Genomic DNA, 17,726 nt, shown 5'->3' on the forward strand with positions numbered 1-17,726 from the left:
CTTTCTTTTAGAATAAACCGTATTCAGGATCTACTTTCTTAACAATAAAGTTAGTAAACATTATTAGTACAAATCCTACAATTGATTGATATAAACCTGCCGCTGTACTCATACCAATATTACCCATTGTCATAAGACCCTTGTAGATATATGTATCTATAACATCTGTTACAGGATAAAGTACTGCTGAGTTTCTTGGTACTTGGTAGAATAATCCAAAGTCTGATCTAAATATTCCACCGATTGCCATTATAGTTAATATAATCATTAATGGTATTATTAATGGTATTGTTATATTCTTTATTTGTTGCCACTTGCTAGCCCCATCTATTCTTGCAGCTTCATAATATGTTCTATCTATACCAACTATTGCTGCTAGGTAAACTATACTTCCGTAACCTACACCTTTCCATACATTCATAAATACTAGAATGAATGGCCAATATTTTGGTTCACTATACCAAGCGACTGGATCTACACCAAAGCTACCTAATACTGAGTTAAGAAGACCTTTATCCATACTTAAGAAACTGAATACAAAGTAACTTACTATAACCCAAGATAAGAAGTGTGGGAATAACATACCTGTTTGATATAATTTTCCAAGTTTTTTATTTGCTATTTCACTTAATGCTATTGCTACAAATACAGCAAATATTAAGCCTAATACTATAAATATCAAGTTATATACAACTGTATTTCTTGTTATACGCATTGCATCTCCACTTGAAAATAAAAACTGAAAATTATCTAATCCTACCCATTCACTATTTATTAAGCTTTGTATAAATCCGCCTTGACTTATTTTAAAGTCTTTGAATGCTAATACGATCCCAAACATTGGAAGATATGAAAATACTAATAGCCATAAAGTTCCCGGCAAAACCATTAGCAACCATGATTTGTTTTTCCATAGATTTTTTGCAAATTTTTTCATTGATGTATCGCCCCTCTCTATATATTTATTTTACCACCTTGTAAGCGTTTTCTAAAGTTTACTATTATTAGGTTCGCTACACTAATCTTATTAAATATTTGTAGTTTTTTATAAGATATATAGGTCAATACATACGAAAAAAAAAGATGTAATTAAATACATCTTTTTTATGCTTATTACAAGTTAATTTTTCTCCATTCACTAGGTGTTATTCCTACTAAATCCTTAAATTTTCTATAAAAATAATTTTTATTAGAGTATCCTACTAAGTCTCCTATTTCACTAGCCTTTAAGCTTGTATCTATTAGTAAATCCTTCGCTTTATTTACTCTAAAGTTATTTATATAATCAGAAAATAAAATACCAGTTTCTCTTTGGAATAATTGACCTAAATAAATTGCATTAATATTTAGTTTTTCACTTATTTCCTTTAAGTTTAAATCATTCTGATAATTCTTTTCTATATGCTTTAATAATTTTATTATAATTGGACTTATACTTTCCTCAGTGTTTTCTAATTTAGACTGCATAAACATTATCATATTTATAACTTCGGCTTCTATTTCATCAACAGTCTCTTTATTTATTACGTTTTCAAGGTATTCATTTAAACCTTTAATAATTTTTGACTCATTAAAATAATTATAAACATTTAAAAATATCTCTATAGACTTTATCTTTATTTGTTTAGGTGTCAAATCTTCTTCTTTTATTTTCGCAAACATTTTCTTTATAGTAGTTAAAGTATCAGAGAAGTTTTTATCCATTAAAATATTTCTTAATTGCTCAATCTCAGCATGTAAGTCTTTATTATTTTGGTAATCATCTTTATATTCTTTTATCCAAGATATATTAGGATATACAATTTTAAATTCACTAACTTCCATAGCACTCTTATAACTTTTATGTATACTTGATATATTGCTAATCTTTTTACCTATACTTACATATACACTGTTACTTTCATCAGCGCTACTTATATTATTTTTTATATCAGTAAGCTTTTCTATAACTTCCTCATACTCTTTTGCATTTAATAATAAAACTGCTTTTTGACTTGATTCCATGCAGAATAAGAATTTATATTCCTTGGATTTTTCTCTTAAAATATCTTCTATATTTTTATGTTTACCTTTAGTTTCTATTACTACAGTGCAAAAACTATCTTGTTTAAGATCTATATCTATGTCTATTTGCATTAACTTATTTTCAATATTCTCCATGTTATCATCTTTGAATATCTCCAATAAATAATTGTTTTTTATAACCTTATTGTCTTCTTTCTGTTTTTCTTCTTTTTTAATAATTTCATAAACTTTTTTTATATTTTTTGTTAATTCATCTGTATCAATAGGTTTAAGTAAGTAATTTTCAGCACCTATCTCTATTGCTTTTCTTGCATATTCAAATTCTTGAAATGCACTCATTACTATGAATTTAGATTTATAATTTTGTTTTTTTAGATTTTCTATAAGTTCTAAGCCTGTCATCTTTGGCATCATAATGTCACTTACTATTAAATCAATATCTGTATTTATTATCTCATTATAACCATCTTCACCATTTCTAGCGCTCCCCACTATCTCAAAACCATAATCTTCCCATGGTATTATATATTTAAGACCCTCTAATATGATTGGCTCATCATCTAATAAGTATACTTTATACATTTTATACCTCGCCTTTTATAATTGGTATACTGATTTTCACAGTAGTTCCTTTGTTAATTTCGCTGTCTAAGGTTATTCCATAGTTGTTTCCAAACTTAAGCTTTAATCTACTATTTGTATTCATAAGTCCTATTGAATTATTTTTTTGTAAATTCTTTTCTAGACCAGTTCTTGTTTTATTTAGAGTTTCTTCATCCATTCCATTACCATTATCTTTAATAATTATTTCTAATTTTTCTTCTAATTGTACTATTTCAATAGTTATTAAATTGTTATCAGAAGACTTATCAATTCCATGGTTTATGCTATTTTCAAGAATAGGTTGTAGTAAAAATTTAGGAACTCTATATTCTAGTACCTCTTCATCACAATGAATATTATATTCCATCATTCCCCTATATCTAGAACAACAAAGGTCTAAGTACATTTTAGAATGTTTTATCTCATCATTTAAAGTAACCATACTACCATTATCATAAGTAGAATACCTAAACATATTTGCTAAATTAAATATCATCTGGGCAACTTCAGTATTTTTACTTGTCAATGCATACATTCTTATTACTTCTAATGTATTAAATAAAAAATGAGGTTTTATTTGAGCTTGAAGTGCACTTATTTCAGCTTCTTTTTGTCTTACATGTGCAATATAATGATTATTTATATAAAACTCTAAGCTTTCACTCATGTCATTTATACTTAAGGCAATCATATCTAACTCGTCACCTTCATCCTTTATGTCAAATCTTACTTTTAAATCTCCATTTTTTATTCTGTTAATCCCTTGCATCATATTTTTTAATTTATTAGAATAATTGTTTATTACTATATAAGTAATTACTAATATAGTGATAATGCATATTGTTGATATCCATACAACTTTTGTTACTAAATTGTTAGTATCTAAGTCACTCTTTTCTATAATACTTACAAATTTAAATCCATTTTTTGAATCCTCTTTAACATCAATTATTGGACTGTCAACTTTTATACTATCCATAAAACTAATATCATTTTCTTTATTATTTATTTCTTCATCAATTATCTTATCAATATTTTCACTTTGCATTAATACATTTGAATTAAAAATAATATTGTCATTTTCATTTAGTATAATTAAATCTCCTCTTAGATTTGATGTTTCAACTATTTTATCAAATTTACTAAGATCATAATATACATCTATATATCCTACGGTATACATAGTATCCATATTTTTTATAGGTTTACTAATTTTTCTTACATACATATCTTCCGTAGTTGATTTTCTTATGTCATACCATTTATCATAATTTAATACAATTTCACGCTTAAACTGTTGATTTTTATCATTTATAACAACTGCTAATGCATCTTTTCTATTAGATAATATGGTATCTATCACGTATTTTAAATCTACATTTTTTCTACTTGATATATAAAAATTATCAAGCTTATAATTCAAATATTCTTCATATGTTGCCCCTACAAGCATACTAATTTCTTCTACTATACCTGGCTGAGTATTTATACCATTGGCTATTGAGTTCGTTAAGCTATTTTGCTCTTCAAACCTTTTCTCAATATTTAATATTACTTCAGAGTGAATTTTTAGTTCATTTTGCAATTCATTGTCTATATAGTAGTTGATAAATACATAACTTAATAAAAAAATCGATGTAATAGTTATTACTGTGTATATAAGTAGCATTTTGTTAAACATTCTATTTCTTATATACTTTTCATATAACTTTTTCAAGTTTTAAGTTCCCCCTATAGTTTATCTTAACGCTTTATGAAGTTGATTAAATCTTTTAAATAATACATGCATAACCCAGTAACCTGGTACTACCATACCAAAGAACATTAACAAACCAGGATTCGCTCTAACTATGTAAGCTAATATTCCAAATCCAATAAATAAAAGTATTGTTTGCATTGGACTTGCTAACGCTAGTGCAAATGAATTCTTTATATACTCTTTATTTGTTTGAGTAAAATGTACATATGTTGGGAAAAAGTAAACAAAAGATATACTTACAAAGAATAAAACTGCCATAACAATTATATATAAGATAGTAGAATACAAAGGTTGCATTTTATAAAGTATATTTAAGTCAAAAGCTAAGAAAGCAAATATAGCAAAAAACACAAATCCACACTTGTTACTATTAATAAACTCTTTCTTATATATATCTTTAAAAGTTTTAAATAGGTTTATATCAAACTCACCTTGTACCCACTTTCTAAGAATATAAAATGTTGCTATTGTAGATGGCATAACCCCTAAAACAACACCTCCAAGTAACATAAAAATTACCCATAAAAAATTCAACGCCATAAATCTCCATATCCATTCGCAAAAATTTAACAGTATGTCTCCAATTTTCATAAACTCACCTCAAATGTTTTTATATTAAAATTGATTAATATCTTAAAATAATCAAATCAATTTTTAAGTTCTAATTAAACTATAGTTAAATATAAGTTTTATTAATTACTTATATTTAAAAAGGTTATCTATTAAGATAACCTTTTTTCATTACTTCCCTATTGATATAGTTAAAATTTCTGATTTTCTTAATTCGACTTTATTATGTATGGTATTTTGAGTTTTTTCCTCTAGTATATTAGATATGCTCTTGTTCCCTTCGAATTCGCATTCTTTTATATCTAATTCAGCATCTTTATTTTGTACATTAAATACTCTGAAAATTTTATCCCCAGTTGTTTCGTCAATTTTTAGTGCTGACCACATTATACCATATCCATCATATGTAAGTAAACCGTTTTCATGACTTATTCCGTCATCATTTGTCGATAGTTGTTTTGTTATTAATGGTATTTGGAAGATATGTGCTTCTTCATACGATTTATATGAATCTTTCCCATGAGGTATTATTTCTAGTTCTGCTTCATGCATTCCTTGACACTGTGCCTCTGGAGTTTCAAATACTCCCCAATCCCCTAATTCTCTAACACTTCTTAAAAGTGTTACTGCTATCGTATTACTTTCATCATTTATTAATTCATATTCATTTAAACCTTTATTAGCTATAGTAAGACCATATTCTTCGTTATGTACATTTACAAATGATTGTTGATGCTGAGCATTACTTGGATTTTCCCACGCTTTATCAACTTTGTTTTGTCTTTTTGCTACTTCAAATATTGAGTCTGCATAGTGAACATCACTTTCTATATCTGTAGCAAATAACATTCTCATCCTATGATCTTTTGCTATATTATTAAATAATGATTTTATTTTTAGACCTTTTCCTTCTCTTTCTAAAGTTAATATAGTCTTTATTTCAAGCTCTACAGTTTCTTCTATTCTTTGAGATTTTCTATGTTTAAACTCTAAAACTTCTTCTATTTCTTCTTGTAATAATTCATTAGCTCCTACTGGTATATTCCAGTTATGAGTAATTTCTATTACAGCTTTGTAATCTAAATCTTCCTTGACTTCTATATTAGCTTTTAACTCTTTAGTAGTTAAAGGAACTTCTCCTACTGGCTTCATGTATATATATTCATTACCTATATCTCCACTGTTTTCATATACACATAAATCTTTAAATGTTTTATTAGTATTTTTATCTAATAAATCTATTGAACCATTTTCTTTTATTTCAATTTTTAAGTTTTTATTCTCTAATATATTTCCATTTATTAAAGATTTCTTTTCCTTTATAGCTTCTTCTTTAACTTCAACTAATGCATATGTATCCCATCCGAAAGACTTTATATTTTTAGTTTCTAATTCAATCTTTACCACTCTTGAATAATATGGTTGTCTAAACTTATCTTTTGGTAAGTCATAATCAAACTTAATTCCCATATCTTCTATCTTTGCATCTATTTCATTGCCATTAGCATCTAATACTTTGAATTTAGGAACTTCTACTTTTCTCATTTCTTTTGCTATGGCATTTGGTTGACCTTCTCTAAAGTATTTTTTCGCTATGTCTACATTAACTTCAACTACTCCACATCTTTCATATCCAGAAGTATTTAATACCATAAATGGATAAACTCTTTCTCCTAGCTTTGTAAAGCTTGAAGTATTTATCTTAGATGATAAGTATGATAAGCTTTCATTTATTATATATTTCGCAACATCCTTAGCTTTATCAAATCTTGCCACCATTTCTCTATGAACTTCATCAACACTACATCCGCATATACTATCATGTGGATGATTCTTCATTAATGATTTCCATCCATATTCAAATAAATGATGAGGATATTCATATCCATAATGACTCGCCATTGTTGCAATCGGTTCTGCAACTTTTTCAAATAATGTTTGGCATAATTGATTCCATTGCTTTAAGTAAACTCTTGCAGAGGCCGTATTTACTAATGTATACCATCCATCAGTTTGTTGACTTCTAAGTTCGCCCTTTATTATTTGTAAGTCATTTGGCATTTTTTCTTTTAAAACATTTACATAATCTTCAAAGTTTGAATGTACAAAATCTATATCATTGTATAATTTTTTAGCTACTCTTATTGCCTCTGATAAATCAGTTTGTATAGGCTGATGGTCGCACCCATTCATAAATAATAATTCATCACAAGATGCAAACTTAGCTGCATCATCTATTCTTTTTTCCCAGTATTCTTTTGCTTCATTTTCATCTGTTGGAACTTCCATCCCATTACAGTACCAGTTCGCAAATAATATACCTAATACTTTAGATCCATCTGGACTTTCCCAGTACATTTCAGAATATGGAGATTCAAATTTATCATCTGCACTTACTTCATTGTTAAATCCTGTTGGCTTTACTCCTCTACCAAATGCAGCAGTTTCTATTCCTGCTTGTTTTAATATTTGTGGTGCTTGTCCCATATTACCAAAAGAATCTGGGAAGTAACCTATTTTACAAGCATCTACACTATACTTACCTGCATCTTTATGCCCATACTGTAAATTTCTAACATTAGCTTCACTACTTGTTAAAAACTCATCTTGAAGTACATACCAAGGACCTATCTTTAATTTTCCTTCTTTTATTACTTTTGTTAATAACTCTCTTCTTTCTGGTCTAACTTCTAAGTAATCTTCTAATAATACTGTTTGACCATCTAAGTGATAGTATTTAAATTCTGGATCATTTTCAAATTTATCTAATAAAGTATCCATTGTTTCTATTAGCATCATGTGATGAGTTTCATATGGTAAATACCACTCTCTGTCCCAGTGAGTGTGTGATATAATATGTGCTGTCTTTTTCATAATTAATTCCCCTAGCATATTTATATTAATTAAGGTAACTAAATTATCTAACTAGACTTTTTAGTTACCTTTTGAGTTTATCTTAATCTTTAGCTATATTGATATTACGCCATTTATGTCATTTATGCCATTTTTATCATTATAGTTTTTATTTCGTATGGTTCAACTGTTAAGTTTATTTCACTTTCATTTCTTAATTCTTCCATTGGTTTTTCCATTAAGTTAGTTTCCATCCAACCAGCTATTTTGTAATCACTGTTTATCTTAACTTCTTGTCTACTTCCTGAGTATTCATGGAAACGAAGAACTACCATATCATTATCTTCAGCTTTCTTTATAGCATCTACTAATACATAAGCATCGTTAAAATCAAACATCTTAGCCGGTATATTCTCATTTATAGAACCTTCTATAGCTCTTAATGGTTGGTTTAGAGCATATGCTGCTTTAACCGTATCTGCTTCAACAAAGTCTCCTTTGTGAGGAAGTAATGAGTAAGTGAAGTTTTGCTCTCCTTGATCTTGTACTGGATCTGGGTGAGTTGCTGACTTTAATAATGTAAGTCTTATTACATTATCCTTTATGTCATGTCCATACTTACTGTTGTTTAATAAACTTACTCCATAATCTCTTTGAGATAAGTCTACCCATTGTTGAGCAACTGTTTCAAACTTAGCCATATCCCAGCTTGTATTCCAGTGAGTATTTCTCTTAACGTTACCAAATTGAACATCATATGTTGCCATAGTAGCTCTTACATCAACTGGGAATGCAACCTTTAATAATTGCTTTTGCTCTCTCCAATCAACATTAGTTACAAAGTCTATTCTTCTATCATTTGCATATACTACCATATCTTGGTTTATTGTAGTATTCATGTACTTATAGTTAAATCTAACTACTGCTTTTAGATTTCCATTTTCTATAAGTTCAACATTTTGTAAATCTGTTACTTCTCTCATTTTTTCTTGATAGTATATATCTATATCCCAAGCTTCGTGAGCCATTGGCTTATCTTCAAACATTTGAAGAACATTTCCTCTTTGCTCTTTTGCTAAAACTTGTCTATTGTTTTCTTTATCAAATATAGAAGTTAATTGTCCTAATTCATTCCACTTTAATTCATAGTATGGTGTATCTATTTTGTTATCACTATATTCAAATGCATTTTTAACATTTTCTACATCTTCAACCTTTAAACTTATAGATTTAAATCCTGTTCCTGGTATATTTTCAACCTTAACTGTGTATTTTACATTTTCTTTTTGTGCTTCTAGTTTATTACCTTCTTTATCATAGAAGTTACCTTCTAATTCTGTTTCTATTTCAACATTTTCGCATCTTGTCCAGTTTGCATTGTTTATTACCGTCCAAGTATTTTCATTTTCATTTACTAAAGATAACTTAAAGTCTTCTTGTGCTTTTAATGCTAACTCTTCAGCTTCTTTGTATTCTATCTTTGTATCTTCATAAACTTCTGTTATTGAAGATCCTGGTATTATATCGTGGAATTGGTGTCTAAGTATTGTCTTCCATCCCTTAGTTAAGTTAGTAGATGGGTAAGTGTTCCAATCACCATTATTTAAAGCACTCATAGCTCCTAACCATTCTGTTTCTCTATATAATAATTCAAGTCTTCTATTCATCATCTTTGTATAAGCTTGACTTGTATATGTTCCTCTGTGGTACTCTAGGTAAAGTTCACCATCCCAAGTATGTACATATGCATCAGTATTTTCTACTTTTTCCTTTAAGTTTCTGAAGTAATCAGCAGCTTTTCCTGTTTTTACATTTGGTAAACCTGGCATTTTATCTAGTCTTCTTCTGTACTCTAACATTTCGCGGTTAACACCACCACCGCCATCTCCAAATCCATAAGAAACTAGAAGATCATTAGTTATTCCTTTATCTGTATATGCATCCCATACACCTTTTACTGATTTTGGTGTAAGTCTTCCATTGTATGTATAGAACCAAGAACCTGGTTGACTCCATGGTTCTGGAGTAGTTATAAAGTGAGTTAATATTTCTGATCCATCTATTCCTCTCCAGTTAAATGTATCATGTGGCATTCTGTTGTATTGATTCCAACTTATCTTAGTAGTCATGAATGTGTTTATTCCTGACTTCTTTAATATTTGAGGAAGGGCCCAAGAATATCCAAACACGTCTGGTAGCCATAAGTATTCTACATCTTTATTGAATTCTTCTTTTATAAATCTTGAACCTACTAATATTTGTCTAACTAAAGATTCTCCTGATGGAATATTACAGTCAGCTTCTAACCACATTCCTCCATCAACTTCCCAATTTCCATCAGCTACTTTTTGCTTTATAGCTTCGTATAATTCTGGGTAATCATTTTTTACATACTCATATAATTGAGGTTGTGTTTGTAAGAATACATACTCTGGATATCTTTCCATAAGTCTAAGTACTGTTGAGAATGATCTTGCACATTTTTCTCTAGTATGCTTTAATCTCCATAACCATGCAACGTCTATATGAGTGTGTCCTATACAAGTTACATTGATTATTGAATCTTTATCTATTTTATCTATTTCGCTATTTAAGAAGTCACTTGCTTCATGAGCAGACTTATAAAAACCTTCACTTCCTGGGTAAGACCAATCTATTAATTTTAGAGCATTGTTTAATATTTTTGTTAAATGAACTCTATCAACTGAATATTGATCTAATTCTTGTATTGTTTCTAAAATTACCATTGCATTGTAGTATAAATCATCTATCTTTTCATCTAACCATGCAACTTGTGCTCTGTTGATTCTATGTTCTTGATCTCTAGGTACTCCTCCACCTTCAAGACCCGACCACAATCTAAATAATAATTCTAAGTTAGTACCTGCTGTCCCCTCTGGGAAGAATACTTCTTTATGGTTACTATCTACACCTTGGTAAGGCTTATTATTTAAGTAGAATAATGACTCAAATCCTGAGTTGTTACCTGCCCCTGTTTCACCAAAGTCAAATATACCTACTATATTTTTACCTTCCCAGTTTGCTGGTATTTCAACCGATTTATTCATCCATATATATAAGTCTCTACCCTTCCATGTATCACCAGTTTTAAGTACTGTATCATAAGTATCTGGTATTTGTGGATTTATGTCTTTATCTTCATTTATCTTTGTGTTAAAATATTCTAATTCAATTATATCTCTATATCTAAAACCTTCTATTTCATGTATTCTATTTCTTAATTTGTCTACTGTATAAAACATATCTTTCATACTTTTTGCCTCCCCTAAATTGTTATAAATCGATTATATTTAAAAACGTTTTCTATTTCAATATGCTACAAATTATTCATATGTTTAGTGTAGTTTATATAATAAAAGTATAGCTGTTTTTTAATTTTTTTAGTCGATTCTATAAGTAAGAAAAGGTATGTCCATTTGTTTGCTATAATCAATAAGTTCATTTTCATCACTTACTTTATTTCCCCAGCTAAATGAATAATTAAATTCAATAAATCCACCTAATGATGCTTTAAAGTTAGTCTCCCAAATGTTATTCATAACCCATGAATATAACTCATAGTCATTACTATCAATATATTTTTCATGATATAACTTTTTTGAGTTCTCATATTCTAGCTTTGAAGTATAAATTAATGATGTATCTAGCATGGCTATACTAACGCCGTAGTTTTTATGTTTTAATCCAATAGCTCCTTGGCCTAAGTAAAAATCGCAATTTGTTCCCGGCAATTGGTCTTTTTTAGGCTGTATTATGCATCCTGTCTTTTCTATATACAAGTCCATATTTTTGTTATCAAATCCAAATGGAAGTGCAATATATAAGCTTTCTGGGTCCCATACACTATCTTTATTAATCATAGCCACTATGTCAGCTTTATTAATTTCATTGTATATTTTAAACTCTAGGTTAAATAAATTCGTTCCCTCTAGGCTTAATTCTATTATAATTTTAGAAAAAACATCTCCTACTTCAGTTATTTTTATATCTTCTATTTTAGGATTGTATATTTTAAAGTTTGATCCTCTCATATTACGACCTAATCTTTGACGAACTTTATACTGTTCATCACTATTCTGTCCTTTTGATTTTGTTATTTCATATACAGGCATAAAAGCACCATACTTAGAATCATTTTTTACTAACTCAACATTATTTATTTTATCAAACCAGCTCACTATACCTTTTTCATAGTTGTAAGATATTTTCACATTGTTATTTTCATATACATTGTCATATTTTTTTATTTTTCTATCTTCTTCATATAAATAAATATCTTCAATGCCTTGGCAACATGCTCTTTCATTCATATTTTTCACATAGTTTACTTCATTTTCATATCTCTTTATAAAGAGCTTTCTTTCTTCTTTCGGGTTTAATGTTATTACAAAGTTTATATATACACCTCTTGGGTGAGACTCTTTTTGAGTAATATATTCATTACCTAAATTATCTAATACTACTTCCCTTAAGTTAGACGTTTCCCAATAATCTAAAGATAATTTTACACTTTCAGTAACTTTTCTATTATATGGATTTACTATTTTAAATTTCGGCTCACGATTTGGTTTTAAACTACTCATGCCTTTTTTATCTAATACATTTAACAAGTTTCTACTTGCTAGCTCATGAGCATTTATTGCATATCCCGCATTTTTATAATCTAATAGATTTACAAAGCTATTCCATGGATTTGTCACAGAAGAAGAATGTCCCCACGTGTGCTCTGAATAAAGCATTAACTTATTTTCACATTCATCAATAAGCTCTTTACAACTAAGTTCTAAATTTTCATCTATCATTTTTGTTGTATTTAAAGTTCTTTGAGCTTCTTTGTATATTTTATTGATTTGTGGCGTACTTCCTACTCCAAATGCCCACCAATCTGGCCAATCACCACTATATGTAGGTATATCTACATTACTATTTCTAACTTTATTAAAGAAATTATCAAGAGTAGTCATACTCATAACAACCTCATCTCCAAAGTTTTCATTCCACCAATTAATAAATTCGACTACTTCAATATTTGGTGATCCATTATCTGTTGGTAATCCATGAATAGTTATTGGAACAAAATCATATTCATAGCCTTCATTATCTAAACTTTGTAAATACCTAAATATCCTCTCTTTTCCTATCTCATGACGATTGTTTTCATTAATTATTTCCCTATATTCATCTTTATTTATATATGACCCTGTGGCTGTTTTTACTATTCCAAACTCATTTCCAAAATGATAATGTTCTCCATTCCAAACTAATACTTTCTCTTTACTTGGAGTCTCCCAGTAAAAAGGTGTTTGCTTTTTAAATATAGGATACATACCGTGATGTGTATGAACGCAAGAATATAAATTTTTTATTTTATTCTCAGAAAGAGCTTTTGCATATCCCCAAGAGTATCCATTTATATCTGCGGTTATTGCACTACTTAATTCTTTTCCTAAGCTATTTGAATAGTTTACAGCCTTAGAAATATGATTTTTTAAAACATCATAATCAATAAGTTCATTTAAATTCAAGTAATTTGCGGTTATTTCAATACTGCTATTAAGCACACATTTTTCAAATCTCTCTTTCCATGAATCATCAACAGCCTTCAAGAAAACTTCAATATTCCAAAAGCACTCACATACCCATTTAAATTCATTTTCTCTATTTTCTTCTCTTAACTTTTCTGCAATTTCTATTGCTTGTTTAATAAAATTAACATGGTACTGCTCAATCTGTTCTTGTGTTTGGGTATATCCTATATCTGTATGTGTATGATGAATAAGTAAAACTTCATATTTTCTGTTAAGCTTCATATTTTCTCTCCTATTTGCTTTTATATTTTTATAGGCTATTACTTTTAAAGTAATAGCCTATTATAAACCTAACTTAAAAATGCAGCTCCTATTATCCCAGCATCTGCACCTAATGTTGCGCATACTATATCTGCAAAATCTTCTTTTCTATACAAAATATGTTCTCTTACTAAATCCTTTAATCCATCCAATATTATATCGCTAGCTCTAGATACTCCACCACCTATTGATATAATATCTGGGTCTAGTGTATTTACCATAGATGCCATAGCTTTTGCTAAGTAGCTTTTAAATCTATTTATTGTTTCTACTGCTACTAAATCATTTTCTCTATAGGCATCAAATACCATTTTTGCATTTATATTTTCTATATCTCCATCTGCTTTTTGAAGAATATTACTTTCTCTTCCTTCTTCTATCAGCTTTTGGGCATATTTTATTATTGCAGTTGCAGAGCAGAATGTTTCTAAACAACCATTATTTCCGCAGTTACAATCAAAATAATTTTCTCCTATTATCGCATGTCCTATTTCAGATCCCATCCCATTAGCACCAGTAAAAGCTTTTCCGTTTATTATTATTCCTCCGCCTACTCCAGTTCCTAAAGTATACATAACTGCTATATTTTTTTCTTTCATACTCCCAAAATTTGCTTCTCCTACTGCTGCTACTGTAGCATCATTTTCTGCATAAACCTTTACTTCTGGAAACATCTTTTCTAATGTCTCAACAAATTTGACTTCATGCCATCCTAAATTTACAGCAGTTACTAAACCTTTTTTATTTATAAAACTTGGTACACCAAAACCAATAGAGCTTATCTCATCTATTTTCAAATTATTTTCTTCTAATAAACTTCTAACTAAGTTGTTTATATCAACCATTACACTATCAAATCCATTTTCAACCTTAGTCACACATTCTTTTCTAAAAAGAATTTGTCCCTTCTCATTTACTACTCCCGCTTGTACGCCAGTTCCACCTATATCTACTCCAACAAATAACATAATATATCCTCCAAACTAAACCATACTTAATTTTATTTTTTTATTTTATAACTTTATATTAACTAATGATTTAAAAGTACAAAAGTACAAATATTTAAGTTTATCTATAATTATCTTATTTTATGTATCAATTTTCAAGTTTTAGGAAAACATTATCTTTTAAATTTTTTATTAATATCTTATACTTTCATTATTAAGACATATTTAGCTACAACATTGAAGGGAGATTCTTATGAATAAACTTGAATCTTTAAAATTATTTAAAGAATTACAATTGGTATCAGAAAAATATCGTAATTTGATATTAAGGGATGAAGAAAATGAAGTTAGTGACAACAATAAATTAAATTCTCTTCTTATTCATTATCAATCAAAACTTGATGATATAAGAAAAAGAGCTAATTTTATTTCTGTTAGTACGAGAGAAGAATTAAAAGGGTGTAGCCCTCAAGACATATCTAATGTACTATTTGATCTTAATTCATTTGCTCATCAAAAATATAACACTCTAAAAAGTAGTGATATAAAATCTACTACATTTAAGGCAGTTATGTTTACTACGGTTGATGAACTATTGCTTATAAATGAGTCAATAACTAGTAAAGAATACTTAAATGACCAAAATACATATTTTTACATATACGAAAAAATATTAATAAATGCATTTATGAATTTTTTAGCATTAAAGGATATGGATATGGAAGATGAATTAATAAATAGTTTTTCTCAAGGAGTATTTACTCAGCTGAAAACATTATCAATAATATCTATGTAATTTATTAAAATATAATATTTATAAAAATATCAAATATAAAAGATATTTTAGTATTAAAAATTAAGTGTTGTACATTTTGTATAATCACTTTTGGTTATTTTATACATTCACAGGATAACCTTTTTAAGTTAGTATTAGTTTAAAATTAAAACATCAAAATAATATATTTATATGGGGGAGAAATATTATGTCAGAAGTTATATTAAAAAATATTTGTAAATCATACTCTAATGGATTTAACGCAGTTAAAAACGTTAATATAAACATAGAAGATAAGGAATTCGTAGTTTTAGTTGGACCATCTGGTTGTGGTAAGTCTACAACTTTAAGAATGATTGCAGGACTTGAGGAAATAAGTTCTGGTGAACTTTTCATTGGAAATAGATTAGTAAATGAAGTGGATCCTAAGGATAGAGATATAGCTATGGTTTTCCAAAACTATGCTCTTTATCCTCACTTAACTGTATATGAGAATATGGCATTCGCTTTAAAACTTAGAAAAATGCCTAAAGAAGAAATAGATAAAAAAGTTAAAGATGCTGCTGCGATACTTGATTTATCTCACTTATTAGATAGAAAGCCAAAAGCTTTATCTGGAGGACAAAGACAAAGGGTTGCACTAGGACGTGCTATAGTTAGAAATCCACAAGTATTCTTAATGGATGAGCCTTTATCTAACCTAGATGCTAAACTTAGAACTGCCATGAGAACAGAAATAACAAAACTACACAAATCTCTTGGAACAACATTTATATATGTTACACATGACCAAGTTGAAGCTATGACAATGGCTGATAGAATAGTTTGTATGAAAGACGGTATAGTACAACAAATTGCTACACCTCAAGATATATATGATACACCAAGTAACATCTTCGTTGCTGGATTTATAGGTTCTCCACAAATGAACTTTATAAATGTTACGCTAATTGAAAAGAACGGTCAAATATATGGTAAAAATGAAACTATGGAAATAGCTATAAACAAAGGTGATTCTTCTATTTTAGTTGAAAAAGGATATATAGGTAAAGAGGTTGTACTTGGAATAAGACCAGAAGATATACATATTGAAGATGTATTTGTTGAAAACAGCTTAGATAGTTCTTTTGATGCTGAAGTTGAAATAGGAGAACTTATGGGAGCTGAAGTTTATGCTTACTTAAAAGCTGGTAAAACTAACATAACAGCTAGATTTGATGGAAGATACAGATTAAAAATCGGAGATAAGTTAAAGCTTGCTATGGATAAGCATAGATTACATATATTTGATAAAGAAACTCAACAAGCTATAAGAAATGAAGTTACTTTAGAAACTGCAAAATAATATTAAATATAAAATAGTAAGGTGATTAAATCATCTTACTATTTTATATTTTCAACCTTTGGGGGATTAAATGGAAAGTTTAATTGAATTTTTAGAAAAACAGACTAATAAGAAAATTAATATATCTAAATATGACAATCAAAATCTAAGCTTAAATCAAAAGCTTCTAACCTTTGATGATAAAATTTATGTAGTTGAATTTAAGGATGAATTAGATATTAATAATATTGAAGGTTATGTTTATGCAGTATATCAAAATAACGCAAACTTTGAATGTGTAAAAGGAATATTAGATAATTTATATTCTAGTATAAATATATTTGAACATGATGGGTGTATTATCTTAAGTAGTAGCTATGAATTAGATATAGACTTCTCTACACCTGAGATAATAGAGTCTGAAACTTATCGTTCTACATATATTTCCTATTTGGGTCAGGTATCAAATGTAGAAATCTTTAATTATAGATTTTCTATATTTAAAGAAATTGTATCTAACTTAAATAATAGAGGTAATATTAACAAGTTTATGACTATAAATGATTTAATACTTTATAAATCTATATCCACTATTTCAGCAGATAAATTTTTTGATTATTTAGTTGATATTGATAGCCTTAAAAATTTAGATGATAATTTATTACAAACAGGATTTATATTTATAGAAAATAATCTTAATATTTCTAAAACATCTCAAGTTTTATTTTTACATAGAAATACTCTTATTTATAGATTAGAAAAAATAAAAGAAATTTTAGGCTTAGACTTAAAAAACTTTAGAGACTCTTTAGCCTTTTATATAACTGTTAATGCTTATTTTTCACGTAAAATTTAATGATCTAAAATTACATGTGAAAATTCTCATCGTTTGAGCGATTACGTAGGATGGTCAAATGAGCTATAAACATATTATGAATTTATCATAATTTCCTTATACGTAAAAAATCCTAAATAATAACTTTAATAAGTTTATTATTTA

General features: G+C 28.1%; 11 protein-coding genes. 3 read left to right on the forward strand and 8 right to left on the reverse strand.

The window, feature by feature from the left end; genetic code table 11:
* Nucleotides 1–7 precede the first annotated feature (7 nt).
* The 8 genes from ACI48P_RS02910 to ACI48P_RS02945 form a co-directional block, all read right to left on the reverse strand.
* Nucleotides 8–937 carry an ABC transporter permease gene (locus tag ACI48P_RS02910; protein ID WP_475213286.1) on the reverse strand — a complete coding sequence of 310 codons (930 nt, stop codon included), beginning with the start codon at nt 935–937 and terminating at the stop codon, nt 8–10.
* A gap of 176 nt (nt 938–1,113) precedes the next feature.
* A complete protein-coding gene (locus ACI48P_RS02915; protein WP_475213288.1) occupies nt 1,114–2,607 on the reverse strand; it encodes a response regulator transcription factor in 1,494 nt (497 codons plus the stop codon).
* A 1-nt stretch (nt 2,608) separates the two neighbouring features.
* Nucleotides 2,609–4,345, reverse strand: a complete 1,737-nt coding sequence (locus ACI48P_RS02920; protein WP_475213289.1) for a sensor histidine kinase — start codon at nt 4,343–4,345, stop codon at nt 2,609–2,611.
* Between the two features lie 21 nt (nt 4,346–4,366).
* Complete coding sequence (locus ACI48P_RS02925; RefSeq protein WP_475213291.1) at nt 4,367–4,921, reverse strand: YesL family protein; 555 nt, start codon at nt 4,919–4,921, stop codon at nt 4,367–4,369.
* Nucleotides 4,922–5,128: 207 nt separating this feature from the next.
* Nucleotides 5,129–7,831, reverse strand: coding sequence for an alpha-mannosidase (locus tag ACI48P_RS02930; RefSeq protein ID WP_475213293.1), 2,703 nt, complete (start codon nt 7,829–7,831; stop codon nt 5,129–5,131).
* A 122-nt stretch (nt 7,832–7,953) separates the two neighbouring features.
* The gene (locus ACI48P_RS02935; protein ID WP_475213295.1) at nt 7,954–11,082 is read right to left on the reverse strand and encodes an alpha-mannosidase; all 3,129 of its coding nucleotides are present in this window, start codon (nt 11,080–11,082) and stop codon (nt 7,954–7,956) included.
* Between the two features lie 129 nt (nt 11,083–11,211).
* Entirely contained in the window at nt 11,212–13,641 is a 2,430-nt protein-coding gene (locus tag ACI48P_RS02940) for a glycoside hydrolase family 38 N-terminal domain-containing protein (RefSeq protein ID WP_475213297.1), read from the reverse strand.
* Nucleotides 13,642–13,709: 68 nt separating this feature from the next.
* A complete protein-coding gene (locus ACI48P_RS02945; RefSeq protein ID WP_475213299.1) occupies nt 13,710–14,648 on the reverse strand; it encodes an ROK family protein in 939 nt (312 codons plus the stop codon).
* Between the two features lie 232 nt (nt 14,649–14,880).
* Here ACI48P_RS02945 and ACI48P_RS02950 point away from each other — a divergent pair, with 232 nt between their 5' ends.
* From ACI48P_RS02950 to ACI48P_RS02960, 3 genes are all read left to right on the forward strand, one after another.
* The gene (locus ACI48P_RS02950) at nt 14,881–15,423 is read left to right on the forward strand and encodes a hypothetical protein (RefSeq protein WP_475213300.1); all 543 of its coding nucleotides are present in this window, start codon (nt 14,881–14,883) and stop codon (nt 15,421–15,423) included.
* Nucleotides 15,424–15,610: 187 nt separating this feature from the next.
* Nucleotides 15,611–16,747 carry an ABC transporter ATP-binding protein gene (locus ACI48P_RS02955; RefSeq protein WP_475213302.1) on the forward strand — a complete coding sequence of 379 codons (1,137 nt, stop codon included), beginning with the start codon at nt 15,611–15,613 and terminating at the stop codon, nt 16,745–16,747.
* Between the two features lie 70 nt (nt 16,748–16,817).
* A complete protein-coding gene (locus ACI48P_RS02960) occupies nt 16,818–17,582 on the forward strand; it encodes a PucR family transcriptional regulator (protein ID WP_475213304.1) in 765 nt (254 codons plus the stop codon).
* Nucleotides 17,583–17,726: the final 144 nt, after the last annotated feature.

This window comes from Romboutsia sp. LXY-2, assembly GCF_056171995.1.

Bases quoted from the DNA above. Each gene is read 5' to 3' on its own strand.
- ACI48P_RS02960 (WP_475213304.1), top strand. From the start codon at position 16,818: ATGGAAAGTTTAATTGAATTTTTAGAAAAACAGACTAATAAGAAAATT.
- ACI48P_RS02945 (WP_475213299.1), bottom strand. From the start codon at position 14,648: ATGTTATTTGTTGGAGTAGATATAGGTGGAACTGGCGTACAAGCGGGA.
- ACI48P_RS02955 (WP_475213302.1), top strand. From the start codon at position 15,611: ATGTCAGAAGTTATATTAAAAAATATTTGTAAATCATACTCTAATGGA.
- ACI48P_RS02915 (WP_475213288.1), bottom strand. From the start codon at position 2,607: ATGTATAAAGTATACTTATTAGATGATGAGCCAATCATATTAGAGGGT.
- ACI48P_RS02930 (WP_475213293.1), bottom strand. From the start codon at position 7,831: ATGAAAAAGACAGCACATATTATATCACACACTCACTGGGACAGAGAG.
- ACI48P_RS02910 (WP_475213286.1), bottom strand. From the start codon at position 937: ATGAAAAAATTTGCAAAAAATCTATGGAAAAACAAATCATGGTTGCTA.
- ACI48P_RS02940 (WP_475213297.1), bottom strand. From the start codon at position 13,641: ATGAAGCTTAACAGAAAATATGAAGTTTTACTTATTCATCATACACAT.
- ACI48P_RS02935 (WP_475213295.1), bottom strand. From the start codon at position 11,082: ATGAAAGATATGTTTTATACAGTAGACAAATTAAGAAATAGAATACAT.
- ACI48P_RS02950 (WP_475213300.1), top strand. From the start codon at position 14,881: ATGAATAAACTTGAATCTTTAAAATTATTTAAAGAATTACAATTGGTA.